We start from the raw sequence: 26,500 nt of genomic DNA, 5'->3' as shown, positions 1-26,500 counted from the left end.
GCGCTTTCAGAAGACACAGACGTCGCAAGGTTTTGCTGCCCGGAACCCCTCCCGTTCCGCAGGTGCAAACACCGAGCGGCGTTTTTTTATTTTCAGGTTTTTTCGCAAGCGAAAACGTCACCCGCAGAGGTGGCCCAATAAGGGGAACATGCGAATGAAAAAGATATTCTCCGGCGATGTCAGCCGCCGCACGATACTGAAGACGACAGCCGCCGCGGCCCTTGTCAGCGCCGTGCGCGTGGCCTTTCCGTCCGGTGCTTTCGCAGCCACCGCCGAGCCCGAAGTGAAAGGCGCGAAAATCGGTTTTATCGCGCTCACCGATGCCGCCCCGCTCATCATTGCGGCGGAAAAGGGCCTGTTCGCCAAACACGGCATGCCGGATGTCGAGGTTCTGAAACAGGCCTCCTGGGGTGCGACGCGCGACAATCTCGTGCTTGGTGGTGCATCGAACGGTATCGATGGCGCGCATATTCTGACGCCGATGCCCTATCTCATGCATACCGGCAAGGTGACGCAGAACAATGTGCCGGTGCCGATGACCATCCTCGCCCGCCTCAACCTCGACAGCCAGGGCATTTCCGTCGCTAAGGAATATGCAGAGACTGGCGTTCAACTGGATGCTTCCAAGTTGAAGGCGGCTTTCGAGAAGAAGAAGGCCGAAGGCAAGGAAATCAAGGCTGCCATGACCTTCCCCGGCGGCACGCATGATCTCTGGATCCGCTACTGGCTGGCCGCCGGCGGCATCGACCCGGACAAGGATGTCTCCACCATCGTCGTTCCGCCGCCGCAGATGGTCGCCAATATGAAGGTCGGCAACATGGACGTCTTCTGTGTGGGCGAACCCTGGAACGAGCAGCTCGTCAATCAGGGCATCGGTTTCACCGCCTGTACCACCGGCGAACTCTGGAAGGGGCATCCGGAAAAGGCGCTCGGCATGCGCGCAGACTGGGTGGAAAAGAACCCCAACGCCACCAAGGCGCTGCTGATGGCTGTCATGGAAGCGCAGCAATGGTGCGACGAGATGGCGAACAAGGAGGAAATGTCCACCATCCTCGGCAAACGCCAATGGTTCAACGTGCCGCCGAAGGATGTGCTTGGCCGCCTCAAGGGCAATATCAATTACGGCAACGGCCGCGTGCTCGAAAATACCGGCCTGCAGATGAAGTTCTGGCAGGACCATGCCTCCTATCCCTTCCGCAGCCACGACAGCTGGTTCATCGCGGAAAACATCCGCTGGGGCAAATTCGCACCCGATACGGATGTGAAGGCGCTGGTGGAGAAGGTGAACCGCGAGGATATCTGGCGCGCGGCGGCCAAGGATCTCGGCGTTGCCGATCTTCCCGCCTCCACCTCGCGCGGCAAGGAAACCTTCTTCGACGGCAAGGTCTTCGACCCGGAAAATCCGTCGGCCTATCTCGAAAGCCTGTCCATCAAGGCGGCCTCCTGAGGAGGAGACCCGGGGTGTCGCCCCTCATCTGCCAGATGCGCTGCCCAACCGGCGCGACTGAAGACCGGATGAGGGGCGAGCCCAGACCGCAACCGAAATCAAGAGGAAACGCCCATGTCCGCATTGGCCCGAAAATTCAACGAAGAGCCGCAGCAGCCGGTAGCGCAGAAGGCAAACGTCGTGTCGCTTGCGCCGAAACAGTCGCCGCGGATCGATCTGCGCAAATGGGGTGCGGCCGCTGCCCGCAACATCGTGCCGCCATTTGTCGTTCTCGCCATTCTGCTGGGCGTCTGGCAATTGCTCTGTTCCGCCCCCGGCTCATCGCTGCCGCCCCCGAGCCAGGTTTTCGAGGAGAGCTACGATCTCATCGTATCGCCGTTCTTCCATAACGGTTCGCAGGATATCGGCCTTGGCTGGCGCGTGCTGGTCTCGCTGGAGCGTGTGGCTTACGGTTTCGGCCTCGCCGCCATTGCCGGCATCATCCTCGGTGCGGTGATCGGCCAGTCGGTCTGGGCCATGCGCGGTCTCGATCCGATCTTCCAGGTGCTGCGCACCGTGCCGCCGCTTGCCTGGCTGCCGCTTTCGCTGGCCGCCTTTCAGGACAGCAATCCTTCGGCCATTTTCGTGATCTTCATCACCTCCATCTGGCCGGTCATCATCAATACCGCAGTCGGCGTGCGCAATATTCCGCAGGACTACCGCAACGTGGCGCAGGTGCTGCGGCTCAACCAGCTCGAATTCTTCTTCAAGATCATGCTGCCTTCGGCGGCACCCTACATCTTCACCGGCCTGCGTATCGGTGTCGGCCTTTCGTGGCTCGCAATCGTCGCGGCGGAAATGCTGACCGGCGGCGTCGGCATCGGTTTCTTCATTTGGGATGCGTGGAATTCCTCGCGCCTGCCCGACATCATCGTGGCGCTCGTCTACATCGGCGTCGTCGGCTTCGTGCTCGACAAGCTGGTGGCGGCGCTCGGCAAGGTCATCACCCGCGGCGCTGCGGCAAATTAAGAGGGCGACGATCATGAACGCTTATCTGAAGCTCGATCACATCGACAAATATTTTGACAAGGGCGGCTCGCGCGCCGAGGTGCTGAAAGGCATCAATCTCACCATCGAAAAAGGCGAATTCGTCTCCGTCATCGGCCATTCCGGCTGCGGCAAGTCCACCATGCTCAATCTCATCGCCGGACTGACGAAAGTGTCTGCCGGCGCGGTGCTTCTCGAAAACCGCGAAGTCAACGAGCCGGGTCCGGAGCGTGCCGTCGTTTTCCAGAACCACAGCCTGCTGCCCTGGCTTTCGGTTTATGAAAACGTCAACCTCGCCGTCGAGAAGGTCTTTCGCAACACGAAGACCCGGGCCGAGCGGCATGACTGGGTCATGCGCAACCTCGATCTCGTGCAGATGGCCCATGCCAGGGACAAGAAGCCTTCGGAAATTTCCGGCGGCATGAAACAGCGTGTCGGCATTGCCCGCGCGCTCGCCATGGAGCCGAAGATCCTGCTGCTGGACGAGCCCTTCGGCGCGCTGGACGCGCTGACCCGCGCCCATCTCCAGGATGCGGTGATGGAAATCCACGCCCGGCTTGGCAACACCATGGTCATGATCACCCATGATGTCGACGAGGCGGTGCTGCTCTCCGACCGTATCGTGATGATGACCAACGGTCCGGCCGCCCATATCGGCGAAGTGCTCGACGTGCCGCTGGCACGTCCGCGCAACCGCATCGAGCTTGCTTCCGACAAGACCTACCTCAAATGCCGCGAAGCCGTGCTGAAGTTCCTTTACGAACGTCACCGCTTCGTCGAAGCTGCGGAGTAACGACTATGGCGCAAAAACTCGTCATCATCGGCAATGGCATGGCGCCGGGGCGCATGCTGGAAAACCTGTTCGAAACCGCTCCCGGCCTTTACGACGTCACCATTTTCAACGCCGAGCCGCGCGTCAATTACGACCGCATCATGCTCTCGCCGGTGCTCTCGGGCGAAAAGAGCTACGAAGACATCGTCATTCATAATGACGAATGGTATGCGGCTAACAATGTCACGCTGCACAAGGGCGCGAAGGTCACCGGCATCGACCGCGACAGGAAGACCGTGACCAGCGAAAACGGCATCACGGTTTCCTACGACAAGCTGGTGATCGCCACCGGTTCGTTGCCTTTCATCATTCCGGTTCCCGGCCACCAATTGCCGGGCGTGCTCGCCTACCGCGATCTCGACGATGTGACGAAGATGCTGGCGATCGCCGAGGGCAAGGGCCGCGCTATTGTCATCGGCGCCGGTCTTCTCGGGCTGGAAGCCGCCTATGGCCTCAAGCGCCAGGGCATGGATGTTACCGTCATCCACCTGATGCCGACGATCATGGAGCGCCAGCTCGATCCGGCAGCGGCCTATCTTCTCGAAAAGGCGCTTAACGAGCGCGGCATCGACATCATCACCAAGGCCAATACCAAATGCATTCTCGGTGAGGAGAAGGTCGAAGGCATCGAGCTGGAAGACGGCCGGGTCATTAAGGGTGACATGGTGGTGATGGCGGTCGGCATCCGTCCTGCCTCGGGACTTGCCAAGGAGGCCGGTATCGCCGTCAATCGCGGCATCGTGGTGGATGACGGCATGATGACGTCGGACGCCTCGATCTATGCACTCGGCGAATGCGCCGAGCATCGTGGCATGTGTTATGGCCTCGTTGCGCCGCTTTATGAATCGGCGCGGGTGCTCGCGGACCGGCTGTGCGGCGGCTCGGCCGAATATCACGGCTCCGTCACCAATACCAAGCTGAAGGTTACCGGCATCAACCTGTTCTCCGCCGGCGATTTCGCAGAAGGCGACGACCGCGAGGAAATCGTGCTGCGCGATGCCACCGCCGGTGTCTATAAGCGCCTGATCCTCAAGGAAAACCGCATCATCGGCGCGGTGCTTTACGGCGAGACGGCGGACGGCTCGTGGTTCTTCGATCTGATGAAGAAATCGACCGATATTTCCGCCATGCGCGAAACCCTGATCTTCGGCCAGGCCTATCAGGGAGGGTCGCCGCTGGACCCTATGGCGGCCGTTGCAGCCTTGCCGGATGATGCGGAAATCTGCGGCTGCAACGGCGTCTGCAAGGGCAAGATCACCTCGGCCATCACTTCCAAGGGGCTGACCTCGCTGGATGATGTGCGCGCTCACACGAAGGCATCCGCCTCCTGCGGCAATTGCACCGGCCTTGTCGAGCAGCTGATGACGATAACGCTCGGCGACAGCTATAATCCCGCTGCCGTGCAGCCCATGTGCAAATGCACCGATCTCGGCCACGACGATGTGCGCCGTCTGATCAAGGCCAAGGGGCTGAAGACCATCCCAGCCGTAATGCAGGAGCTGGAATGGAAGACCTCCTGCGGCTGCGCCAAATGCCGGCCGGCGCTCAATTTTTACCTCGTCTGCGACTGGCCGGATGAATATGCCGACGATTACCAGTCGCGTTTCATCAATGAGCGCGTCCACGCCAATATCCAGAAGGATGGCACCTATTCCGTCGTGCCGCGCATGTGGGGCGGCGTTACCTCTTCCTCCGAACTCCGGGCGATTGCGGATGTGGTCGACAAGTTCGAAATCCCGATGGTGAAGGTGACCGGCGGCCAGCGCATCGATCTTCTCGGCATCGAGAAAGAGGATTTGCCGGCGGTCTGGGCCGATCTCGGCAAGGCCGGCTTCATTTCCGGCCAGGCCTACGCCAAAGGTTTGCGCACGGTCAAAACCTGCGTCGGCCAGCAATGGTGCCGCTTCGGCACGCAGGATTCCACCGGCCTTGGCATCCGCATCGAAAAATTCATGTGGGGTTCGTGGACGCCCGCCAAGTTGAAACTTGCCGTTTCAGGCTGTCCGCGCAACTGCGCGGAGGCGACCTGCAAGGATATCGGCGTGATCTGCGTCGATTCCGGTTTCGAGATCCATTTCGCCGGTGCCGCCGGTCTCGATATCAAGGGCACGGAAGTTCTGGGTCTTGTCAAAACCGAGGATGAGGCGCTGGAGCACATCGTGGCGCTGACGCAGATGTATCGCGAACAGGCCCGCTATCTCGAGCGCATCTACAAATGGGCCAAGCGCATCGGTTACGACGAAATCCGCCGCCAGATCATGGACGATGCGGAAAAGCGCAAGGCCTATTTCGACCGTTTCGTCTTCAGCCAGAATTTCGCGCAGGTCGACCCCTGGTCGGAACGTGTATCCGGCCACGACAAGCACGAGTTCAGGCCCATGGCAGCAATCGGTTTCAGTGAGGCGGCGGAGTGACAACGATGGACAGCAACTGGATCGATATTGGCGATATCTCCGACATTCCGCTGCGCGGCGCGCGTTGCGTAAAAACGCCGATGGGCAAGATCGCCGTGTTCCGCACGGCGGAAAATCAGGTCTTCGCCATCGAGGACCATTGCCCGCACAAGGGCGGGCCGCTGAGCCAGGGCATCGTGCATGGCGCATCGGTGACGTGTCCCTTGCATAATTGGGTGATTTCGCTGGAAACCGGTAAGGCGCTGGGAGCGGATGAGGGCGAGGTAAGGACCATTCCGGTGCGTAATCTGGATGGTCGGCTTTCCATCGCGCTTGAAACCTTGATGATCGCGGCGGAGTGAATTGTGATGGCGGTGGCGTTACCCCCCTCTGTCCTGCCGGACATCTCCCCCACAAGGGGGGAGATCGACAAGGTGAATGCTCCCAGCATCTCTACCGGCGGCGGCGCGAGCTGTGAATGGAAGCCCGTGCCGCAGTTGATCTCCCCCCTTGTGGGGGAGATGTCCGGCAGGACAGAGGGGGGTAAACGCCACGCACCGAGAGGGCAAACCCATGCCCACTGAAACCAAAACCACCTGTCCCTATTGTGGCGTCGGCTGCGGCGTCATCGCCACTGTCAACGACGATGGCGCGGTGTCCGTCCGGGGTGATCAAGACCACCCCGCCAATTTCGGAAGACTGTGTTCCAAAGGTTCGGCTCTGGCCGAAACCATCGATCTCGACGGTCGCCTGCTCCACCCCGAAATCAGCGGCAGGCGGGCGTCATGGGACGAAGCGCTCGATCTCGTCGCTTCCCGGTTTTCTCAAGCCATTGCCGAACACGGCCCTGACTCCGTTGCCTTTTACGTCTCCGGCCAATTGCTGACCGAGGATTATTACCTCGCCAACAAGCTGATGAAGGGTTTCATAGGTTCGGCCAATATCGATACGAATTCAAGGCTCTGCATGTCGTCCTCGGTTGCCGGCCATCGCCGTGCCTTCGGGGCCGATACGGTGCCGGGCACCTATGAGGATATGGAGCTTGCCGATCTGGTGATCCTCACCGGTTCCAATCTCGCCTGGTGCCATCCGGTTCTCTACCAGAGGCTTGCGGCGGCAAAGGCCGCGCGGCCGGAAATGAAAGTCGTTGTCATCGATCCGCGTCGGACGATGAGCGCCGATATTGCCGATATGCACCTCGCCATCCGCCCGGATGGAGACGTGGCGCTGTTTACCGGCTTGCTGGCGCATCTTTCAGATAGTCCTGCAATCGATCGCGGTTATGTGGAAAATCACACGGTCGGTTTTGATGCAGCGATGCAGGCAGCAACCGGACACAGCCTGCCGGAGATCGCCGAAGCCACCGGCCTGACAGTCGCCGAACTGATTTCCTTCTACGAATTGTTCGAACGCACCGAAAAAACCGTCACCTGCTACAGCCAGGGCGTCAACCAGTCGCAAAGCGGCACCGACAAGGTCAACGCGATCATCAATTGCCACCTTACCACCGGCCGCATCGGCAGGCCGGGCACGGGGCCTTTTTCGCTGACTGGCCAACCGAACGCCATGGGCGGGCGTGAGGTCGGCGGGCTGGCCAACATGCTGGCCGCCCATATGGCCATTGAAAATGCCGAGGATCGCGACCGCGTGCGGCGTTTCTGGGCCTCGCCCGCCATTGCGGAAAAACCCGGCCTGAAGGCGGTGGACATGTTCAGGGCCGTGGCTGACGGCCGCATCAAGGCGCTGTGGATCATGGCGACCAATCCGGTGGTTTCCATGCCGGATGCCGGTGCCGTCGAGGCGGCCATCAAGGCCTGTCCTTTCGTCGTGGTGTCCGATGTCATGGCGAGTACCGATACGGCCCGCCATGCCCATGTGCTTTTGCCATCGCTTGGCTGGGGCGAAAAGGACGGCACCGTCACCAATTCCGAGCGGCGCATTTCCCGCCAGCGCGGTTTTCTCGATGTGCCCGGCGAAGCGAAAGCGGACTGGTGGCAAATGGCGGAAGTGGGCCGGCGCATGGGTTTCGAAGCCGCCTTCGCTTACCTGCGGCCATCGGAGATTTTTGCCGAACATGCCGCGCTTTCCGGCTTCGAGAATGCCGGCAGTCGCGATTTCGACATCAGCGGTGTCGAATGGAATTCCTATGATGCGATGACGCCCTTTCAATGGCCGAAGGCCGGACCGGGCGATGCCGTCGTTACCCGCTTTTTCGCGGATGGCCGGTTTTACCATGCCGATGGTAAGGCGCGGTTCATCGCCACCACCCTGCCGGAGACCGGCAGGACATCGGCGGATTATCCGCTGACACTGAATACCGGCCGTATCCGCGATCAATGGCACACCATGACCCGCACGGGCAAAAGTGCACGCCTTACTGCCCATATCGCCGAACCCTTCGCCGAGCTTCATCCGCGCGATGCGCAGGCGCTGGGAATCGAAAGCGCCGATCTGGTGGAGCTGGAAAGCCCCCATGGCAAGGTTCTGCTGCGGGCGCTGGTGAGCGAAAGGCAGGCGCGCGGATCGATGTTTGCGCCGATGCACTGGAACGACCAGTTCGCCTCGCAGGCGCGCATCGATGTTGTGGTTGCCCCGGTGACGGACCCGCATTCGGGCCAGCCCGCCTCGAAAAACGTGGCAGTAAGGGCACGGCGCTTCGAAGCGAAGGCCTATGGTTTCGCCATCTCCCGCATCCGGCCGGATGCGCCGGATTGTGCCTATTGGGCCACGGCCAAAGCGGATGGCGGCTATCGTATGGAGCTCGCCTTTGCCGAGGAGCCGCAGGACTGGACACTCTGGGCGCGGCAGGTCTTCGGCATCGAGGCCAGGGTTGAGCCGCTGGGTTACAGCGACCGGCAGACAGGTGACCTGCGCCTTGCCTTCTTCGACGGCGATATCCTGCTGGCGGCGCTGTTCATCGCCAGGCAGCCGGTTGCCGTCGCCCGCAACTGGGCGATCTCGCAGCTTGCCGAACGCCATGAGGACCTGCGCATGCGTTTTGCGCTGGTTGCCGGTCGCCCCGGTGCCGGCCGCGCCGATCCGGGCGCCACCGTCTGCTCCTGCTTTAACGTCGGGGTGAACCAGATTACCGCCGCCATCCGTGAGGGTTGCCACAGCGTCGAAGCCATCGGCAAGGCGTTGAATGCCGGAACCAATTGCGGCTCCTGCCGCGCCGAAATCAGGGGGATCATCGATGGATGCCTTAAAACCGCAGCGGAATGAACCGGCCCGCATGGAAAGATTAGCCAAGTTGCCGGTCTTCTGGGGGCTTGAGGGCAAGCGCGTGGTGCTGGCTGGCGGATCGGATGGGGCCGCCTGGAAGGCGGAACTGCTGCTGGCCTGCGGGGCGGAATTGCATCTTTATTGCGAGGCAAGCGAGCTTTCGGAAAGCTTTGCAGTGCTTGTCGCAAAAAGCCAGATGCTGACATGGCATGACCGTCTCTGGGGTCCGGATGTCTTCGATGGCGCGGAACTGGCGCTGGCGGATTGCGAAACCGATGCGGAAGCCGAGAGCTTCTACGATGCCGCAAGGGCGGCCGGCGTTCCCGTCAATGTCATCGACAAGCCGGAATTCTGCCAGTTCCAGTTCGGCTCCATCGTCAATCGCTCGCCGGTGGTGGTATCTATTTCCACCGATGGTGCAGCACCCATTCTGGCGCAGGCCATCCGCCGGCGCATCGAGACATTGCTGCCGCTTTCGCTGAAGGACTGGGGCGCGCTTGCCCAGACAATCCGCGAGCGCGTCAATCTGCGGCTCGCTCCCGGTGCGTCGCGGCGCTCTTTCTGGGAAAAATTCGTCGATCGGGCTTTTACCGAAAGGCTGGGTGAGGGCAGCGAGGAACGGCTGCTTGCGGATATCGGAATGCAGGCTGCGCGGGCGGGATCGGGGCGCGGCCTTGTGACGCTTGTGGGCGCCGGACCGGGCGATGCCGAACTGCTGACACTGAAAGCGGTGCGCGCTTTGCAGGCGGCCGATGTCATCCTGTTCGACGATCTCGTTTCGGCGGAAGTGCTGGAACTGGCGCGGCGGGAGGCGAAACGCATGCTGGTCGGCAAGCGTGGCGGCCGGGAAAGCTGCAGGCAGGAAGACATCAATGACATGATGATCCGTCTCGCGAAGGCAGGCAAACGGGTGGTGCGGTTGAAATCCGGCGATCCAATGATTTTCGGGCGCGCCGGCGAGGAAATCGCTGCGCTGGAGGTTGAAAATATCCCGGTCGAGATCGTGCCCGGCATCACCGCCGCAAGCGCCATGGCCTCGCGCCTGGGTGTTTCCCTGACCCATCGCGACCATGCCCAGTCGGTTCGCTTCGTCACCGGCCATTCCCGGCAGGGAAAGCTGCCGGAGAATATCGACTGGCAATCCCTGTCGAACCCCTCCGTGACAACCGTTTTCTATATGGGCGGGCGAACCGCGGGCGATATCCAGTCCTGCCTGCTCGCCCACGGAATGCCCGCTTCGACGCCCGTGGTGGTGATGATTTCCGTCAGCCGCGCCAATGAGCAACGATGGTGCGGTTCGCTTGCGCAACTGGCTGTCGCGGTAGAGAGACTGGGTGTGAACGAACCTGTGTTGATCGGCATCGGGGATACGTTCCATGCCGCTTCCGCGGCATTTTCGGTTACCGGCAGTGAGGAAGCCTATTCTGTCTCTGTACAAAAAGCGGGCTAACAAGATTTTTGACAGTTTCCGCTAACCGGCGATCCTTCCCGCCGTACACCCTCCCTTGACATTGGTTTTTCGTTCGCTCTTCAATAAAACGAAAAAATTGAAAGAGGAGGGAGGGTGAAATGCTGCTCACACCGCGTCAGGATGAAATCGTTGCGCTGGCGAAAGCGAACGGGCGGGTGCTGGTCGACGAGCTGGCGGCGCGGTTCTCAGTCACTCCCCAGACGATCCGCAAGGACCTGAACGATCTCTGCGATACGCGGGTTCTGACCCGCATCCACGGCGGCGCGCTTTTTCCAAGCGGCAATGAAAACGTCAAATACGAGGCGCGTCGGGCGATCGCCTCTTCCGAAAAGCAGGCGATCGGCGCCGCCGCTGCCGCCCTCATCCCCAACAACTCGTCACTCTTCATCAATATCGGCACGACGACCGAAGCCGTGGGCGAAGCGCTGGCGGATCATCACGAGTTGATGGTCATTACCAACAACATCAATGTTGCCAACAGGTTGAGGGTTTTCCCCGGTATCGAGGTGGTGATTGCCGGCGGTGTCGTGCGCGGTTCCGATGGCGGTATCGTCGGCGAGGCGGCGGTGGATTTCATCCGCCAGTTCAAGGTGGATTTTGCCGTCATCGGCGTTTCGGCCATCGATGAGGATGGCGCTTTGCTGGATTTCGACTTTCGTGAGGTCAAGGTCGCGCAGGCAATCATCTCCAATGCACGCCATGTCATTCTGGTGTCGGATTCGCTCAAATTCGAGCGCACGGCTCCGGTTCGGATCGGCCATCTTTCCCAGGTGCATACTTTCATCACCGATCATTGTCCGGTGGATTCGATCCGGTCCATCTGTGCCGATCATGACGTCCGGTTGATCGAAACCGAGATGGTCGAGTCCTGATCGGGACAGCCCATGAATTTCGTTTGACATTCGTTTTATCTTCGAATTAGATGTCCGTGCTTTCAGTATATCGATGAGGAGAGCGTCGATGAAAGCGCGGGAGGGTCCATGTCTGACGAGGCAATCCACGATATTTTCGTGATCGGCGGCGGTATCAATGGCTGCGGCATCGCGCGTGACGCCGTCGGCAGGGGCTATTCCGTCGCGCTTGCGGAAATGAACGATTTCGCCTCCGGCACCTCGTCCGCCGCCACCAAGCTTATCCATGGCGGTTTGCGTTATCTCGAACATTACGAGTTTCGTCTGGTGCGCGAAGCGCTGATGGAACGTGAGGTGCTGTGGGCCATGGCGCCGCACATCATCTGGCCCATGCGCTTCGTACTGCCGTTCCAGAAAGGTGGCGTGCGCCCGGCCTGGCTCGTGCGTCTCGGGCTATTTCTGTACGATCATCTCGGTGGCCGCAAGCTTCTGCCTGCGACCCGCTCGCTCGATCTGCGCCGCGATCCCGCCGGTAAACCTTTGAAACCGATTTTTGCCCGCGCCTTCGAATATTCGGATGGCTGGGTGGACGATGCCCGCCTGGTGGTGCTGAATGCCCGCGACGCCGCCAATCGCGGCGCGCTCATCCTCAACCGCACGCAGGTGGTTTCGGCCCGGCGCGAAGGCGCCTTCTGGCATGTCGAAACGAAAAATGCGGCCGGAGAGACCAAGACCTACCGGGCGCGTATGCTGGTGAATGCCGCGGGTCCCTGGGTGGACAAGGTGCTGTCCTCGGCATTCGGCAAAAACAATGTCCATAATGTCCGCCTGGTGCAGGGCAGCCACATCATCGTGCGCAAGAAATTTTCCGATCCGCGCGCCTATTTTTTCCAGAATCCGGACGGGCGGATCATCTTCGCCATTCCCTATGAACAGGACTTTACGCTGATCGGCACGACGGATCGCGACTATACCGCCGACCCCCGGGCTGTTAAGATCAGCGACGAGGAGATTAGCTATCTTTGCAATGCGGCGAGCGAATATTTCGCTGAACCGGTGGAGCCGGCGGATATCGTCTGGACCTATTCCGGCGTGCGCCCGCTGTTCGATGACGGGGCATCGAAAGCGCAGGAAGCGACCCGCGATTATGTGCTGAAAACCGAAGGGGCGGAAGGCGAAGCGCCGCTTCTCAATATTTTCGGCGGCAAGCTCACCACCTATCGGCGGCTTGCCGAACATGCTCTTGAAAAAATCGGCGATGCGCTGGGTGAAAAGGGCGCGCCATGGACGGCGGGCTCGCATTTGCCGGGTGGAAATTTCGGCGCCGAGACCTACACCGCGGAAGTTTCGGCGCTGCGGTCGCGTTACCCCTTTCTTGAAGAGCGTCATGCGGAGCGGCTTGTGCGCTGCTACGGAACGGATGCGGCGGTGCTGATCGGCAATGCGACAGAGGCGGCGGCGCTGGGGCGGTATTTCGGCGGTACGCTCTACGAGGCTGAGGTTCGCTGGCTGATGGCGCGGGAATGGGCGCTGACGGCGGAGGATATTCTGTGGCGCCGCACCAAGCAGGGGCTCTTTTTTACCCCGGAAGAGGTGCGTGGGCTGGAGGATTATGTCGAAGACATTGCAGGTGGGCGCTTAAGGGCAATCTGACGATCCGGATAAAAGCGGAGGAGGCTTTGGATCACCATGCTTGAATTGCGAAACGTCTCGAAGATGGTTGGCGGTGAATATCATATTCACCCGACCGATCTGACGTTGCAGCGCGGAAGCCTGAACGTCCTGCTTGGACCGACACTTTCGGGCAAGACGACGCTGATGCGGCTGATGGCCGGGCTGGACAAGCCGAGCGCCGGCTCGATCTTTTTCAATGGCGAAGATGTGACGGGATGGCCGGTGCAGAAGCGCAACGTCGCTATGGTCTATCAGCAGTTCATCAACTATCCGGCGCTGAGCGTTTACGAAAACATCGCCTCGCCGATGCGGGTTGCCGGCAAGGACCAGTCGACAATCGACAGGGAGGTCAGAAAAGCCGCCGAGCTTTTGAGGCTGACGCCTTATCTTGATCGCACGCCGCTCAATCTTTCCGGTGGCCAGCAGCAGCGAACGGCACTTGCCCGCGCCATCGTCAAGAACGCCAATCTGGTGCTGCTCGATGAGCCGCTGGCCAATCTCGATTACAAGCTGCGCGAAGAGTTGCGCGAAGAACTGCCGCGCATTTTCGCCGAATCCGGCGCCATCTTCGTTTATGCCACCACGGAACCTTCCGAGGCGCTGCTTTTGGGCGGCAATACCGCAACGCTCAACGAGGGCAGGGTAACGCAGTTCAGCCGCACCATCGAGGTTTACCGGCGTCCGGTGGATATCGTCACCGCGGAAATTTTTGCCGACCCGCCGCTCAACACCATCGAGGTCGTCAAGGCGGGCGCTGCATTTACCCGTGCCGACCAGGCGGTGATTGCGGTGCCGGCGCATCTTGCCGCCGTGCCGGATGGACCTTTGACCATCGCTTTCCAGCCGCATCATCTTTTCCCGCAGGCAAAGGGCGAGGCCCGCCAGTCGATCCGGGCGCGGACGCTGATTTCGGAAATCGCCGGATCGGAAAGCTTCGTGCATGTGGAATTTTCGGGTCGGCGCTGGGTCATGCTCGCGCATGGCATTCACGACATCGAGCCGGACAGGGACATAGAGCTGTTTCTCGATACAAAACACCTGATGGCCTTTGACGCGAATGGCCGCGCCATCGGCGAAGCGGCTTGAGGGAGATCGGTCATGGCACGCATCACGCTCGATCACATCCGACACGCCTATAACGCCAAGGCGCAGGCTGCCGGCGACTATGCACTGAAGGAAGTCCATCATGAATGGGAGGACGGCGGCGCCTATGCGCTGCTCGGCCCTTCCGGCTGCGGCAAGACCACGCTGCTCAACATCATTTCCGGGCTGCTGCGCCCCTCCGAAGGCCGCATCGCCTTTGATGGAACCGACGTGACGGATTTTGCGACTGAAGACCGCAATATTGCGCAGGTGTTCCAGTTCCCGGTCGTCTACGACACGATGACGGTTTATGACAATCTCGCCTTTCCGCTGCGCAACCGGCAGGTGCCGGAAGCGGAGGTCGACCGCCGGGTGCGGGAAATTCTCGAAATGACCGATCTTTCCGGCATGGCCAAACGCCGTGCGCGCGGATTGACGGCAGACCAGAAGCAGAAGATTTCGTTGGCGCGCGGCCTCGTACGCTCCGACGTCAACGCCATTCTCTTCGACGAGCCGCTGACGGTCATCGATCCGCATATGAAATGGGTGCTGCGCTCACAGCTGAAGCGGTTGCACCGCCAGTCCGGTTTCACCATGGTCTATGTTACCCATGACCAGACCGAAGCGCTGACCTTCGCCGACAAGGTGGTGGTCATGTATGACGGGCAGATCGTTCAGATCGGCACGCCCGCCGAGCTTTTCGAACGGCCGGGGCATACCTTCGTCGGTTATTTCATCGGCTCACCGGGCATGAATGTGCTGCCCGCCAGTATCGAGGGCACGACGGCTGTGGTCGGCGGTCTTGGTGTGCCGCTGGCAGGTGCGCCGAAAGTTGACACGGGGCAACGCATCGAAATCGGCATCCGCCCGGAATTCGTCCGGCTGGAACGGGGCGGCATGCCCATCACTGTCGACAAGGTCGAGGATATCGGCCGGCAGAAGATCGTGCGTGCCCGGTTCGCCGGCCAGAAACTCGCGATCGTCGTTGCCGAAGACGAGGAAATCCCGGCGGAAGCGGGTGTTCGCTTCGATCCGGCTGCCATCGGCGTCTTCGCCGACTCGTGGCGTGTAAAGATGGGGGCCTGACCATGGAAAAGAGCTGGAACAACAAGGCGTGGTTCATGGTGCTGCCGGTGCTGGTGCTGGTTGCCTTTTCCGCCGTCATTCCGCTGATGACCGTCGTGAATTATTCGGTGCAGGATACGTTCGGCAATAACCAGTTCTTCTGGGCCGGAACGCAATGGTTCGAGGAAATTCTGGCCTCGGACCGTTTCTGGGATGCGCTGGGGCGCAATCTGCTGTTCTCCGGCATCATCCTGGCGATTGAAATTCCGCTCGGCATCTTCATCGCGCTCAAGATGCCGAAATCCGGCATCGGCGTGCCGGTCTGCCTCGTCACCATGGCGCTGCCGCTGCTGGTGCCGTGGAATGTCGTGGGCACCATCTGGCAGGTTTTCGGCCGCAGCGATATCGGCCTGCTCGGTTATTACGCCAATCAGCTCGGGCTCGATTACAACTATGTCAACGATCCGGTCGATGCGTGGATCACCGTCGTCATCATGGATGTCTGGCACTGGACGAGCCTTGTCGTGCTTTTGTGCTATGCCAGCCTCGTCTCCATTCCGGATGCCTATTATCAGGCGGCAAGGATCGATGGCGCGTCGCGTTTTGCGGTGTTCCGTTACATCCAGCTGCCGAAGATGAAGCGGGTGCTGCTGATCGCTTTCCTGCTGCGCTTCATGGACAGTTTCATGATCTATACCGAGCCTTTCGTCGTCACCGGCGGCGGCCCGGGCAATTCCACCACCTTCCTGTCCATCGATCTCGTGAAGATGGCGCTCGGCCAGTTCGACCTCGGGCCTGCGGCGGCCATGTCGCTGATCTACTTCCTCATCATCCTGCTGCTGTCCTGGGTGTTCTACACCGTCATGACCAGCCACGACGCGGAGACTTGAGACATGAGCGCCTCGAATGTCACCACAAGCGTGGAGCGCAACGGCATCGGCAGTTCGCCGGTGAGAGCCACTGCGGCGGGACGATCCGGCCTTGCCGTCAATGCGCGCCGTCGCCACCATGGGCCGTCGCGTTTTTCCTGGCTGGTGCCGACGATCTATATCCTGCTGCTGCTTGTTCCGATCTACTGGCTCGTCAATATGAGCTTCAAGACGAACACGGAAATCGTGTCGTCCATGACGCTTTATCCGCATCAGCCGACGTTGCAGAATTACCGGACGATCTTCACCGATTCATCCTGGTATTCGGGCTATATCAATTCGATCATCTATGTCGTCATGAACATGGTGATCTCGGTCGCGGCGGCCCTTCCGGCCGCCTACGCTTTCTCGCGCTATCGTTTTCTGGGCGACAAGCATTTGTTCTTCTGGCTTTTGACCAACCGCATGGCCCCGCCGGCCGTCTTCGCGCTGCCCTTCTTCCAGCTCTATTCGGCCTTCGGGCTGATCGACACGCATATCGCCGTGGCTCTGGCGCATTGCCTGTTCAACGTGCCGCTGGCGGTGTGGATTCTCGAAGGTTTCATGTCCGGCGTGCCGAAGGAAATCGACGAGACCGCCTATATTGACGGCTATTCCTTCCCGAAATTCTTCGTGAAGATTTTCATGCCGCTCATCGCTTCCGGCATCGGTGTCGCCTGCTTCTTCAGCTTCATGTTCTCGTGGGTCGAGCTTCTGATCGCCCGCACGCTGACGACGACGGACGCCAAGCCGATTGCCGCGACCATGACGCGCACGGTCTCTGCCGCCGGCATGGACTGGGGCCTGCTTGCCGCCGCCGGCGTGCTGACACTGATCCCCGGCGCGCTGGTGATCTGGTTCGTGCGCAATTACATCGCCAAGGGCTTCGCGCTCGGGAGGGTTTGACCATGACGAAGATGCCCGATTTTACCTGGATGGCGTGGACTTGGCAGACGGCGGCCTTTTTCGGCGCGATTGCGCTGCTGCTCGTCGGCATGTGGTTCTGGGAATATCTCTCGCCCGGCGGCAATCCCCGCTTCGGCCTCTTGCGCTTCGAGACCACGCGCGGCGACAGGCTGTTCATCTCGCTGCTCGGCAGCGCCTTCATTCATCTCGCATGGCTCGGGCTGGTCGGCCCGAACCTGTGGTGGGCTCTCGCTCTATCCTTGGTTTACGCCATCGGCGTTTTCCGTTTTGTCTAGAGCAGGAAAACGGTGCGGCGGAGGAAAACCGCACCCGCAGACTTCATGCAATCGCAAACCCCTGGGAGGACTGATATGCGACGGCATCTGATGACGACGACGGCGGCCATGCTGCTGGCAATGACGGGTTCCGCTTTCGCCGGAATGGAGGAAGCAAAGCAGTTTCTGGACAAGGAAATCGGCGATCTTTCGTCGCTTTCACGTGGCGATCAGGAAAAGGAGCTGCAATGGTTTGTCGATGCCGCGAAACCCTTCGCGGGCATGGAAATCAAGGTCGTTTCCGAATCTCTGACGACCCATGAATATGAATCCAAGGTTCTGGCTCCGGCCTTCACCGCCATTACCGGCATCAAGGTCACGCACGACCTGATCCAGGAAGGTGACGTCGTCGAAAAAATCCAGACCCAGATGCAGACCGGCCAGAACCTTTATGACGGCTGGGTCAACGACAGCGACCTTATCGGCACGCATTGGCGCTACCAGCAGGTGCGCAACCTGACCGACTTCATGGCCAATGAAGGCAAGGACGTCACCAATCCCGGCCTCGACCTCAAGGACTTCATCGGCAGCGCCTTTACGACGGCGCCGGACAAGAAGCTTTACCAGCTTCCCGACCAGCAGTTCGCGAACCTCTACTGGTTCCGTTACGACTGGTTCAACAACGAAAAGAACAAGGCCGATTTCAAGGCCAAATATGGTTATGACCTCGGCGTGCCGGTCAATTGGTCGGCCTATGAGGACATTGCCGAATTCTTCACCGGCCGCGATGTCGACGGCAAGAAGGTCTTCGGCCATATGGATTACGGCAAGAAGGATCCGTCGCTCGGTTGGCGCTTCACCGATGCCTGGCTCTCCATGGCCGGCAACGGCGACAAGGGCCTGCCGAACGGTCTGCCGGTCGATGAATGGGGCATCAAGGTCAACGACAAGTCGCAGCCGGTCGGCTCCTGCGTGGCGCGCGGCGGCGATACCAACGGTCCGGCTTCGGTCTATTCCATCGAGAAATATCTCGAATGGCTGAAGAAATATGCGCCGCCGGAAGCGCAGGGCATGACCTTCTCCGAATCCGGTCCGGTGCCGGCGCAGGGCAATATCGCCCAGCAGATCTTCTGGTACACGGCGTTTACCGCCGATATGGCCAAGCCCGGCCTGCCTGTGGTGAACGAGGACGGTTCGCCGAAATGGCGCGTCGCGCCTTCGCCGCATGGCGTCTACTGGAAGGACGGCATGAAGCTCGGCTATCAGGACGTGGGTTCGTGGACGCTGATGAAATCCACCCCCGACGACCGCGCCAAGGCCGCCTGGCTCTACGCACAGTTCGTGACCTCCAAGACGGTGGATGTGAAGAAGAGCCATGTGGGCCTGACCTTCATTCGCGACACCACCATCCACCACAAGAGCTTCACGGATCGGGCATCCAAACTCGGCGGTCTCATCGAGTTCTATCGTTCTCCGGCCCGCGTGCAATGGTCGCCGACCGGCACCAACGTTCCGGATTATCCGAAACTGGCGCAGCTGTGGTGGCAGGCGATCGGCGATGCTTCGTCGGGTGCGAAAACCGCGCAAGCCGCGATGGACTCTCTCTGCGCCGAGCAGGAAAAGGTCATGAGCCGTCTGGAACGCGCCGGCGTGCAGGGCGATATCGGCCCGAAACTGGCGGAAGAGCACGATATCGAATACTGGAACAAGGATGCCGTTTCGAAGGGCAATCTGGCGCCGCAGCTGAAGATCGCCAACGAAAAGGAAAAGCCGGTCACCGTCAATTACGACGAACTGGTCAAAAGCTGGCAGAAGTAATGTCTGCGTAAAATCTGAAACCGGGGCGGCTTGCCGCCCCGGTCATTGCGTCTGAAAGGGAGTGGCATGATGGGCGGTTATATTCTGGCGATCGATCAGGGAACGACATCGACACGGTCGATGGTCTTTGATCGCGACATGCGGGTCATCGGTGTCGGACAGCGAGAATTTCCGCAACATTTTCCGGCCTCCGGCTGGGTCGAACACGATGCCGAGGATATCTGGAAAAGCGTGCTCGAAACCATCCGGCTGGCGCTTGCCGATGCCGGCATCGCCGCCTCCGATATCGAGGCGATAGGCATTACCAACCAGCGCGAAACGACGGTGCTGTGGGACCGGAACACGGGCGAGGCCGTGCATCGGGCCGTGGTCTGGCAGGATCGTCGCGCCGCGCCCGTCTGCGAGGATCTGAAAAAAAGGGGGTTGGAGCCGCTCTTTTCGAAAAAGACCGGACTGCTGCTCGATCCCTATTTTTCCGGCACGAAGCTGAAATGGCTTCTCGATAGTGTCAGCGGCCTTCGCGAAAAAGCCGTGAAGGGCGAAATCTGCTTTGGCACGGTCGACAGTTTCCTGATCTATCGACTCACCGGCGGCCGTCGCCATGTGACCGACGCCACCAATGCCTCGCGAACGCTGATCTACAATATCGAGGAAAATACATGGGACGATGAACTCCTGTCTATCCTCGACATTCCCCGCGCCATGCTGCCGGAGGTGCTGGATTGCGCCGCCGATTTCGGCGTGACGGATAAATCGCTGTTGGGTGCGGAAATTCCGATCCTTGGCGTCGCCGGCGACCAGCAGGCAGCGGTGATCGGCAATGCCTGCTTCGAGCCGGGCATGATGAAATCCACCTATGGCACGGGCTGCTTTGCGTTGCTCAATACCGGCACGGATCGCGTCGCCTCCACCAACCGGCTGCTGACAACCATCGCTTACCGTCTCGACGGCGTCACCACCTATGCGCTGGAAGGCTCCATCTTCATTGCCGGTGCCGCCGTGCAATGGCTGCGCGATGAGCTTGGTTTCATCTCGGTCGCTTCCGAGGTCAGCGCGCTTGCGGAAAAGGCTGACGCCAATCAGCGTGTCTATCTGGTTCCGGCCTTCACCGGCCTTGGCGCACCCTATTGGGACGCGGAAGCGCGTGGCGCTATTTTCGGGCTGACGCGTGGCACCGGTCCGGCGGAATTCGCCCGCGCGGCGCTGGAAAGCGTCGCCTATCAGACCTTCGACCTGCTAGACGCGATGCGCAAGGACTGGGCGGGTGACAATGGCAAGACGGTGCTCCGGGTCGATGGCGGCATGGTCGCTTCCGATTGGACCATGCAACGGCTGGCGGATATTCTTGCGGCACCGGTCGACCGGCCGGTCTTCCTGGAAACGACCATTCTCGGGGCGGCCTGGCTTGCCGCCTCGCGCGCCGGCATCTGGCCGGATCGCAAGGCCTTTGCTGAACATTGGCGGCGTGACCGCCGTTTCAGCCCCGCAATGGAAGAGGCTAAACGGAAAGACGCCATTGCCGGCTGGCGCGACAGTGTCGGCCGCTGCCTGTCGCGACGAGAGAATTGAACAGACTATACGAAACTGCCGGGTGCGATGCTCTTGCTGGAAACGAGATCGGAAAGGGCGCGCACCAGCTTCGCATCCGCACCCTTGCTCGGCTGAAGCACGAATTCCACGTCCTCCAGCGGCGGTAGCACGCCTGCGGCAATCTCCTTCAGGCCTGCCGGCGCCATGCTGCGCGGCTGCACCAGAATGCCCATGCCCGCTCTTGCCGCGGCGGTCAGCCCGCTGAGACTGCCGCAGGTGCAGACGATCCGCCAGGCGAGACCGGCCCGGTCGAGCGCCTCCTGCGCCGCTTTTCGGGTGATGCTCGGCGGCGGAAAGGCAATCAGCGGCAGGGCATCCGGCTGGTTCAGCATCCGCTCCGGGTCGCGCGCCAGCCACACGAGCGGTTCGCGGTAGAGAAAGTGCCCGAGCTTGTCGCCGAGACGGCGTTTGGCGAGCACCACATCCAGTTCGCCATTATCCTGCATCTGGTAAAGCACGCCGCTCAGCGAAACCGTCAGTTCCAGATCCACGAGGGGATAAAGGCGGATGAACTCTTCCAGAATGGCGGTCAGCCGGCTGGCGACGAAATCTTCCGAAACGCCAAGCCTCAACCGCCCGCGCAGACGGTTCTCGCTGAACAGCGACGACACCTTGCTGTCGATTTCCAGCATATTGCGGGCATAACCCAGCAGCGCCTCACCTTCACCCGTCAGTTTCACCTGATGGGTGCTGCGCGCGATCAGCCGGCGGCCAAGTGCGGCTTCAAGCCTTTGAATATGCTGGCTGACAGTGGACTGGCCAATCCCCAGCCGTTCGGCCGCCAGCGTGAAGCTGCCGGTCTGCTGAAGCATCACGAAGCTCGCAAGATGTTGAAGGTTCAGCATTATCCTGAATCGCGATAACTGTTAATCTTTGCATCGGAATTCATGATGAGCGATAGTAGCGCGCGTTTCAAGCAAAACCGATGCCGGAAAGATCTCCCATGACCCGCTTCCTACCTGATCGCTTCACCATGATGCTGGTCGCCACCGTGATTTTGGCCTCCATTTTGCCGATCAGCGGCGAGCCGGCGGAGTATTTCGGGCTGGCGACAAAACTCGCGATCGCGTTGTTGTTCTTCCTCCACGGCGCGCGGCTTTCCCGGGATGTGGTGATTGCCGGTATCCTGCACTGGCGACTGCATCTGGCGATCCTTCTCGTCACCTTCGGCCTGTTCCCGCTGCTCGGCGTGGCGATTGGCTTCATTCCCGAGAATATTCTGCCTGCGCCGCTTTATATGGGCGTGTTGTTCCTCTGCGTCCTGCCATCCACCGTGCAGTCCTCCATTGCATTCACCTCCATGGCGGGCGGAAACGTGCCGGCTGCGATCTGTTCGGCCTCGGCTTCGAATATTTTCGGCATGTTCCTGACCCCGCTGCTGGTCGGCCTGCTGTTTACGGTGGGCGGCCATGGCGGTGGATTTTCGCTGGATGCGTTCCTGCAAATCTTCCTGCAGCTGCTTTTGCCCTTCATCGTCGGTCAGGTGCTGCAGCCGTGGATCGGCGACTGGATCAGGGCGCGCAAGAAATTGCTGGCTCCGGTCGATCGCGGCTCCATCCTGATGGTCGTTTATCTGGCTTTTTCCGATGCGGTCATCGAAGGCATCTGGCACACATTTTCGCTCAGGGATATCGGCGTGGTCATCGTCATCAATATCCTGCTGCTGGCGCTTGTCCTGTGCGTGACGATGTTCGGCAGCCGTTTGCTGGGTTTCGACAAGGCCGATGAAATCACCATCACTTTTTGCGGCTCGAAAAAGAGCCTCGCCAGCGGCGTGCCCATGGCGGGTGCCATCTTCGCGGGCCAGAGCATCGGCGCAATCGTCTTGCCGATCATGCTTTTCCACCAGATTCAGCTGATGGTCTGCGCGGTTCTGGCTCAACGTTACGCGCGCAAGGCCCATGAAAAAGCGGCGATGCCGGAACCGGTTGCCACGGAAGGTGCGGCCGCTTCCAGCCGCTGACGCGAGGGTTCTCCGCAAATAAAACGGCCCCATGAAGGGGCCGTTCGTTTTGCATGTAAGGAAAGCTTAGTTGACCTGAGCCGGCGAAATCTGGGCTTCGATGGTCTTCGGCGCATCGGCGCTGTCGGACGAGATCGCGATGCGGCGCGGTTTCATGGCTTCCGGAATATTGCGGACGAGATCGATGTGGAGCAGGCCGTTCTTCAGGGAAGCGGTCTGGACCTCGACATGGTCGGCAAGCTGGAAGCGGCGTTCGAAAGCGCGCGTGGCAATGCCGCGATAGAGAAACTCGCCTTCCGTGGATTTCTCGTCCGCGGATTTCTCGGCTTTCACGGTCAGCGCATTGGCGCGGGATTCGATGCTGAGTTCGTTCTCGTCGAAACCGGCAACGGCCATGGTGATGCGATAGGTGTTTTCGCCGGTCCGCTCGATATTGTAGGGCGGATAGGACTGCGCCTGTTCGGGCTGGCCGAGGCCGTCAAGCATCGAAAAAAGACGGTCGAAGCCGACGGTGGAACGATAGAGGGGGGAAAAATCAACGTGACGCATGGTGTCCTCCTTAAGAAGCGACTGTTTGCGGTTAAGCCCGGCGTCCCGTTCTGGCGACGGCCGGACATGTGGCGCGGTCCCGTTTTGGCGACCGCATGAATGAGATGGGAATGGCCTGCCGCTGCGTCAAGGGGGCGTGAAAAGGCGAAAGCAACATGAACCATGGCTGAACGTCAGGTTCCGGCATCGTTCAGTTTGAGAGCCATAAAACATCGGTCATCGGAGACATTCTCCGTGGACAGAAGCAATAACGTCCCTTCTTCTTCTGTCTTATTCGCCGGAACCGCGACTGCTTTAACCGACGGTTCCGGCAATTTTTTCTTTGACCTTCCCGCGCCGCCGACCTATCCCGAAAAGGCAGAAAAGCCGGAAAAGACCGATGATCGAAGCCACATTGCGCGAGAGCGAAGACAACCCGGTTCCCGGCAACCATACCGTCGGATATTTTACCGGCGATCGCGGCAAACAGCTTCGCTACGCGATCTTTCGCGCCAGCCGCCAGGTGGCTCGCGGAACCGTGGTTCTGCTGCATGGCAGGAACGAATGTATCGAGAAATATTTCGAAACGGTTCGCGATCTCACCGCCATGGGTTTCTGGGTTGCGACCTTCGATACGCGCGGGCAGGGCGGTTCCGAAAGATTGCTGAAAAAACCGGGTGCCGGGCATGTGCGGCGCTTCTCCGACTATCAGCGTGATATCAGCCTTTTTCTCGAACAGGTGGTGTTGCCGGATACGCGGCTGCCATTCTTCATGATCGCGCACTCCACCGGCGCGCTTGCAGCGCTTGCCGCCGCACCCGGCCTGTCGAACCGGATCGACCGTCTGGCGCTTTGTTCGCCCTTCATCGAGCTGGACAGCCAGCAATCCGTCCCATCATCCGTCATTCGGGTGGTGGCGACGGCTCTAAGTCTCGTTGGCCTTGGGCGGGTGCAGCTCGGCAAGGATCAGCGGGAGCGGGATTTCGACGGTAATCCGCTCACCTCGGACGCCAGACGTTTTAAAAGAAATCTTTCGCTGCACAGGCAGTTTCCGGAACTTTTCATCGGTGCGCCGACGGCGCGCTGGGTCTATGAGGCGCTGAAGACCATGGGACGGGTGGTCCGTCAGGACCATCTGACGAATATCACCATTCCGACCCTCATTCTGGCGCCGATGCTGGATACCATCACGCCCTATAAGGCGCAGGAGGAACTCTCACGCAATTTCCGGGCAGCGCAGCTTCTTCCGATCACCGGTGCGCGCCACGAATTGCTGCACGAGCGCGATGTTTTCCGCAAACAGGCGCTGGCGGCCATCGACGCCTTTTTTGCGCCGGAGTGATGGCCGCTTAAGCGGGCTGCCTCAGAGTTTTGAGAGAATGGCGAGCGCCTGCTCGTGCACTGCCTTTGAGCCGGCTGCGAGAATGCGGCCGCCATTTTCCGGACGCCCGCCATCCCAGGTGGTCATGATGCCGCCAGCCTGTTCGATGACAGGGATCAACGCGCCGACATCATAGGGCTTCAGGCCGGATTCGATCACCAGATCGACGTGGCCGGCCGCAAGCAGGCAATAGGCGTAACAATCCACGCCGTAGCGGAAAAGGCGAACCTGATCCTGCACTTTTTCATACAGGGTCCTCTCTTCCGCGGTGAAGATGTGGGGGCTTGTGGTGAACAGCACCGCGTCTGACAGCGAAGCACAGTCGCGCGTACGGATTTTCCGCTCGCCATCCGGCCCGAAATACCATGCGGCCTCGCCATCGGCGAAATAACGCTCTTTGGTGAAGGGCTGGTCCATGATGCCCATGGCGGCGCGGCCGGCTGACTGGAAGCCGATCAGCGTGCCCCAGACCGGCACGCCGGAAATGAAAGCGCGGGTGCCATCGATCGGGTCGATGACCCAGATATGCTCGCGGTCGAGACCGATATTGCCGTGTTCTTCGCCCAGAATGCCATGCTGCGGAAAACATGCCTCGATCAGGGCGCGAATGGCTGTTTCTGCTGCCTGATCGCCTTCCGTCACCGGATCGTAGCCGCCATCCTGCTTGTTGGCGACGGCAATGCCCGTGCGGAAGCGGGGAAGCGTTTCAGCGCTGGCGGCATCGGCAAGTTTGAAGAAGAAATCCCGGTCGGGCAGCATGCGAAACCTCATTGCCTGAATATTGGGTCTGAATTCTATGGGGCAATGCATAGACCGGAATCGCATCCGCCGTCCACTCATACGAATGAAGGCGCCGGTGTTTCCATATTTTCAGCATAAGCCTAAAAAATATGCATAAAATAAAATGATTGACAATTGTGCAATTACTGCGTAGCGTGATCCTACAGTCTTTGACTGTAAATACCCTCCTTGGGTGTTTCCTCCCTAGACTTGACCGCGCCAAGGCGCGGTTTTTTTTGTCCGGCGGGCCACCAGACGATCCGGGATAAAAGATTGAAATAGCGGATAATTCGAGCTGCTATTCGGCAGCGAGCGACGTTTCTATCGCGTATTCGGAAACGAAGGCGCCGAGCTGACGTATGAAGATTTCAAGCGACGCCTGAATGGCGGGAAAATCGGCTTTTTTCAAAAGCGTCTTTTCGTCCACGTAAAGTGCCCGGTTGACCTCGATCTGCAGCGCATGGAGAGAGCGGATGGGCCGGCCATAATGTTCGGTGATGAAGCCGCCGGCATAGGGTTTGTTGCAGACCGCGACGAAACCCAGTTCCTCAAGAAAATGCAGCGCGGCGCGGGAGACTTCCTGGGATGCGCTGGTGCCGTAGCGATCGCCGATGATTACATCCGGCCTGAGATTCGAACCGGCAACGCGGATATTGCCCGGCATGGAATGGCAGTCGATCAGCACCGCCATTCCGAAATTGGCGTGGGTGCGAGACAGCAGGCGGCGCAGGCAGGCATGATAGGGCTTGTAGATCGTCTCGATCCGCGAAAGCGCCTCGTCGACCGGCAGGCGGTGGGCATAAATATCCATATTCTCGGCGACGATGCGCGGCACCGTTCCCAGACCGCCGGCGACCCGCATGGAGCCGATATTGGCATAAGGCGGAAGCGTGCCTTCGAACATGCGGGGATCGAGTTCGTAGGGCTCGCGATTGACGTCCAGATAGGCGCGCGGGAAATTCGCTTTGAGAAGCGGCGCGCCGATCTCCGGTGCCGCCGCGAACAACTCGTCGACGAAGTGATCTTCGGAGCGGCGGATCTCATGCGAATCGAGCCTTGCCGATTCCAGGAAGGAAATCGGGTAGCAGCGGCCGCTATGGGGGGAATTATAGACGAATGGCAGGGTTTGAACGGCAGGTTCCGTTACTTCGAACAGCTCATATTCACCCGTTATCCAGTCCATTCAGGGTCATTTACCATGTCGCAAAACTATCAGGATGTTCATGTTGCCAGTTACGGCGCGGCAAGTCCATACTATCGCCCAATCAGCGCTATACCGATTCACGC

At 60.1% G+C, this 26,500-nt stretch carries 22 protein-coding genes; 18 read left to right on the top strand and 4 right to left on the bottom strand.

Annotated elements, in window-relative coordinates:
• Positions 1–154 precede the first annotated feature (154 nt).
• The 16 genes from ACQZ5G_RS24165 (at position 155) to glpK (ending at position 20,540) form a co-directional block, all read left to right on the top strand.
• Positions 155–1,447: a CmpA/NrtA family ABC transporter substrate-binding protein gene (locus ACQZ5G_RS24165; protein ID WP_080857579.1), complete on the top strand. Its 1,293-nt coding sequence runs from the start codon at positions 155–157 to the stop codon at positions 1,445–1,447.
• A 114-nt stretch (positions 1,448–1,561) separates the two neighbouring features.
• Positions 1,562–2,455 (top strand): nitrate ABC transporter permease, encoded by an 894-nt coding sequence (gene ntrB, locus ACQZ5G_RS24160; protein WP_448737868.1) that lies wholly within the window; start codon positions 1,562–1,564, stop codon positions 2,453–2,455.
• A gap of 13 nt (positions 2,456–2,468) precedes the next feature.
• Positions 2,469–3,266: an ABC transporter ATP-binding protein gene (locus tag ACQZ5G_RS24155; RefSeq protein ID WP_448737867.1), complete on the top strand. Its 798-nt coding sequence runs from the start codon at positions 2,469–2,471 to the stop codon at positions 3,264–3,266.
• A 5-nt stretch (positions 3,267–3,271) separates the two neighbouring features.
• Positions 3,272–5,719: a nitrite reductase large subunit NirB gene (gene nirB / locus ACQZ5G_RS24150; RefSeq protein WP_448737866.1), complete on the top strand. Its 2,448-nt coding sequence runs from the start codon at positions 3,272–3,274 to the stop codon at positions 5,717–5,719.
• A 5-nt stretch (positions 5,720–5,724) separates the two neighbouring features.
• Positions 5,725–6,060 (top strand): nitrite reductase small subunit NirD, encoded by a 336-nt coding sequence (gene nirD, locus ACQZ5G_RS24145; protein WP_003519747.1) that lies wholly within the window; start codon positions 5,725–5,727, stop codon positions 6,058–6,060.
• Between the two features lie 211 nt (positions 6,061–6,271).
• Complete coding sequence (locus ACQZ5G_RS24140; protein ID WP_448737865.1) at positions 6,272–8,920, top strand: nitrate reductase; 2,649 nt, start codon at positions 6,272–6,274, stop codon at positions 8,918–8,920.
• Positions 8,892–10,370 carry a siroheme synthase CysG gene (gene cysG / locus ACQZ5G_RS24135; protein ID WP_448737864.1) on the top strand — a complete coding sequence of 493 codons (1,479 nt, stop codon included), beginning with the start codon at positions 8,892–8,894 and terminating at the stop codon, positions 10,368–10,370. Before ACQZ5G_RS24140 ends, cysG begins: the two co-directional genes overlap by 29 nt.
• A 119-nt stretch (positions 10,371–10,489) precedes the next feature.
• Entirely contained in the window at positions 10,490–11,263 is a 774-nt protein-coding gene (locus tag ACQZ5G_RS24130; protein ID WP_020812079.1) for a DeoR/GlpR family DNA-binding transcription regulator, read from the top strand.
• Between the two features lie 108 nt (positions 11,264–11,371).
• Positions 11,372–12,895, top strand: coding sequence for a glycerol-3-phosphate dehydrogenase (locus ACQZ5G_RS24125; protein ID WP_448742685.1), 1,524 nt, complete (start codon positions 11,372–11,374; stop codon positions 12,893–12,895).
• Between the two features lie 36 nt (positions 12,896–12,931).
• Positions 12,932–14,002 (top strand): ABC transporter ATP-binding protein, encoded by a 1,071-nt coding sequence (locus tag ACQZ5G_RS24120; protein WP_448737863.1) that lies wholly within the window; start codon positions 12,932–12,934, stop codon positions 14,000–14,002.
• A gap of 12 nt (positions 14,003–14,014) precedes the next feature.
• Complete coding sequence (locus tag ACQZ5G_RS24115) at positions 14,015–15,085, top strand: ABC transporter ATP-binding protein (RefSeq protein ID WP_448737862.1); 1,071 nt, start codon at positions 14,015–14,017, stop codon at positions 15,083–15,085.
• 2 nt (positions 15,086–15,087) lie between these two features.
• The gene (locus ACQZ5G_RS24110) at positions 15,088–15,954 is read left to right on the top strand and encodes a carbohydrate ABC transporter permease (protein WP_035261095.1); all 867 of its coding nucleotides are present in this window, start codon (positions 15,088–15,090) and stop codon (positions 15,952–15,954) included.
• Between the two features lie 3 nt (positions 15,955–15,957).
• Positions 15,958–16,878, top strand: coding sequence for a carbohydrate ABC transporter permease (locus ACQZ5G_RS24105; protein ID WP_448737861.1), 921 nt, complete (start codon positions 15,958–15,960; stop codon positions 16,876–16,878).
• A gap of 2 nt (positions 16,879–16,880) precedes the next feature.
• On the top strand, positions 16,881–17,174 hold the full coding sequence (locus ACQZ5G_RS24100) for a DUF2160 domain-containing protein (RefSeq protein WP_003519736.1): 294 nt from the start codon (positions 16,881–16,883) through the stop codon (positions 17,172–17,174).
• A gap of 75 nt (positions 17,175–17,249) precedes the next feature.
• Positions 17,250–18,971 carry an ABC transporter substrate-binding protein gene (locus ACQZ5G_RS24095; protein ID WP_003519735.1) on the top strand — a complete coding sequence of 574 codons (1,722 nt, stop codon included), beginning with the start codon at positions 17,250–17,252 and terminating at the stop codon, positions 18,969–18,971.
• Positions 18,972–19,040: 69 nt separating this feature from the next.
• Positions 19,041–20,540 (top strand): glycerol kinase GlpK, encoded by a 1,500-nt coding sequence (gene glpK, locus ACQZ5G_RS24090; protein ID WP_448737901.1) that lies wholly within the window; start codon positions 19,041–19,043, stop codon positions 20,538–20,540.
• Between the two features lie 5 nt (positions 20,541–20,545).
• On the opposite strand, the gene ACQZ5G_RS24085 is transcribed toward glpK, so the two are convergent.
• The gene (locus ACQZ5G_RS24085) at positions 20,546–21,406 is read right to left on the bottom strand and encodes a LysR family transcriptional regulator (protein ID WP_003519733.1); all 861 of its coding nucleotides are present in this window, start codon (positions 21,404–21,406) and stop codon (positions 20,546–20,548) included.
• A gap of 98 nt (positions 21,407–21,504) precedes the next feature.
• Here ACQZ5G_RS24085 and ACQZ5G_RS24080 point away from each other — a divergent pair, with 98 nt between their 5' ends.
• Positions 21,505–22,524, top strand: coding sequence for a bile acid:sodium symporter family protein (locus ACQZ5G_RS24080; RefSeq protein WP_031233554.1), 1,020 nt, complete (start codon positions 21,505–21,507; stop codon positions 22,522–22,524).
• A 66-nt stretch (positions 22,525–22,590) separates the two neighbouring features.
• On the opposite strand, the gene hspL is transcribed toward ACQZ5G_RS24080, so the two are convergent.
• Complete coding sequence (gene hspL, locus ACQZ5G_RS24075; protein ID WP_003519731.1) at positions 22,591–23,073, bottom strand: heat shock protein HspL; 483 nt, start codon at positions 23,071–23,073, stop codon at positions 22,591–22,593.
• 379 nt (positions 23,074–23,452) lie between these two features.
• On the opposite strand from hspL, the gene ACQZ5G_RS24070 reads away from it, so the two are divergent.
• Complete coding sequence (locus tag ACQZ5G_RS24070) at positions 23,453–24,394, top strand: alpha/beta fold hydrolase (RefSeq protein WP_448737860.1); 942 nt, start codon at positions 23,453–23,455, stop codon at positions 24,392–24,394.
• A 21-nt stretch (positions 24,395–24,415) separates the two neighbouring features.
• On the opposite strand, the gene hisN is transcribed toward ACQZ5G_RS24070, so the two are convergent.
• Positions 24,416–25,192, bottom strand: coding sequence for a histidinol-phosphatase (gene hisN, locus ACQZ5G_RS24065; protein ID WP_448737859.1), 777 nt, complete (start codon positions 25,190–25,192; stop codon positions 24,416–24,418).
• Positions 25,193–25,511: 319 nt separating this feature from the next.
• Positions 25,512–26,396, bottom strand: coding sequence for an N-formylglutamate amidohydrolase (locus ACQZ5G_RS24060; protein WP_425645791.1), 885 nt, complete (start codon positions 26,394–26,396; stop codon positions 25,512–25,514).
• Between the last annotated feature and the right edge of the window lie 104 nt (positions 26,397–26,500).

It is taken from the genome of Agrobacterium sp. 22-214-1 (assembly GCF_053522465.1).
Note: the sequence above shows the minus strand (reverse complement) of the source record. Positions and strands in the feature narration are given on the sequence as shown.

Bases quoted from the DNA above. Each gene is read 5' to 3' on its own strand.
- ACQZ5G_RS24165 (WP_080857579.1), top strand. From the start codon at position 155: ATGAAAAAGATATTCTCCGGCGATGTCAGCCGCCGCACGATACTGAAG.
- ntrB (WP_448737868.1), top strand. From the start codon at position 1,562: ATGTCCGCATTGGCCCGAAAATTCAACGAAGAGCCGCAGCAGCCGGTA.
- ACQZ5G_RS24155 (WP_448737867.1), top strand. From the start codon at position 2,469: ATGAACGCTTATCTGAAGCTCGATCACATCGACAAATATTTTGACAAG.
- nirB (WP_448737866.1), top strand. From the start codon at position 3,272: ATGGCGCAAAAACTCGTCATCATCGGCAATGGCATGGCGCCGGGGCGC.
- nirD (WP_003519747.1), top strand. From the start codon at position 5,725: ATGGACAGCAACTGGATCGATATTGGCGATATCTCCGACATTCCGCTG.
- ACQZ5G_RS24140 (WP_448737865.1), top strand. From the start codon at position 6,272: ATGCCCACTGAAACCAAAACCACCTGTCCCTATTGTGGCGTCGGCTGC.
- cysG (WP_448737864.1), top strand. From the start codon at position 8,892: ATGGATGCCTTAAAACCGCAGCGGAATGAACCGGCCCGCATGGAAAGA.
- ACQZ5G_RS24130 (WP_020812079.1), top strand. From the start codon at position 10,490: ATGCTGCTCACACCGCGTCAGGATGAAATCGTTGCGCTGGCGAAAGCG.
- ACQZ5G_RS24125 (WP_448742685.1), top strand. From the start codon at position 11,372: ATGTCTGACGAGGCAATCCACGATATTTTCGTGATCGGCGGCGGTATC.
- ACQZ5G_RS24120 (WP_448737863.1), top strand. From the start codon at position 12,932: ATGCTTGAATTGCGAAACGTCTCGAAGATGGTTGGCGGTGAATATCAT.
- ACQZ5G_RS24115 (WP_448737862.1), top strand. From the start codon at position 14,015: ATGGCACGCATCACGCTCGATCACATCCGACACGCCTATAACGCCAAG.
- ACQZ5G_RS24110 (WP_035261095.1), top strand. From the start codon at position 15,088: ATGGAAAAGAGCTGGAACAACAAGGCGTGGTTCATGGTGCTGCCGGTG.
- ACQZ5G_RS24105 (WP_448737861.1), top strand. From the start codon at position 15,958: ATGAGCGCCTCGAATGTCACCACAAGCGTGGAGCGCAACGGCATCGGC.
- ACQZ5G_RS24100 (WP_003519736.1), top strand. From the start codon at position 16,881: ATGACGAAGATGCCCGATTTTACCTGGATGGCGTGGACTTGGCAGACG.
- ACQZ5G_RS24095 (WP_003519735.1), top strand. From the start codon at position 17,250: ATGCGACGGCATCTGATGACGACGACGGCGGCCATGCTGCTGGCAATG.
- glpK (WP_448737901.1), top strand. From the start codon at position 19,041: ATGGGCGGTTATATTCTGGCGATCGATCAGGGAACGACATCGACACGG.
- ACQZ5G_RS24085 (WP_003519733.1), bottom strand. From the start codon at position 21,406: ATGCTGAACCTTCAACATCTTGCGAGCTTCGTGATGCTTCAGCAGACC.
- ACQZ5G_RS24080 (WP_031233554.1), top strand. From the start codon at position 21,505: ATGACCCGCTTCCTACCTGATCGCTTCACCATGATGCTGGTCGCCACC.
- hspL (WP_003519731.1), bottom strand. From the start codon at position 23,073: ATGCGTCACGTTGATTTTTCCCCCCTCTATCGTTCCACCGTCGGCTTC.
- ACQZ5G_RS24070 (WP_448737860.1), top strand. From the start codon at position 23,453: ATGATCGAAGCCACATTGCGCGAGAGCGAAGACAACCCGGTTCCCGGC.
- hisN (WP_448737859.1), bottom strand. From the start codon at position 25,192: ATGCTGCCCGACCGGGATTTCTTCTTCAAACTTGCCGATGCCGCCAGC.
- ACQZ5G_RS24060 (WP_425645791.1), bottom strand. From the start codon at position 26,396: ATGGACTGGATAACGGGTGAATATGAGCTGTTCGAAGTAACGGAACCT.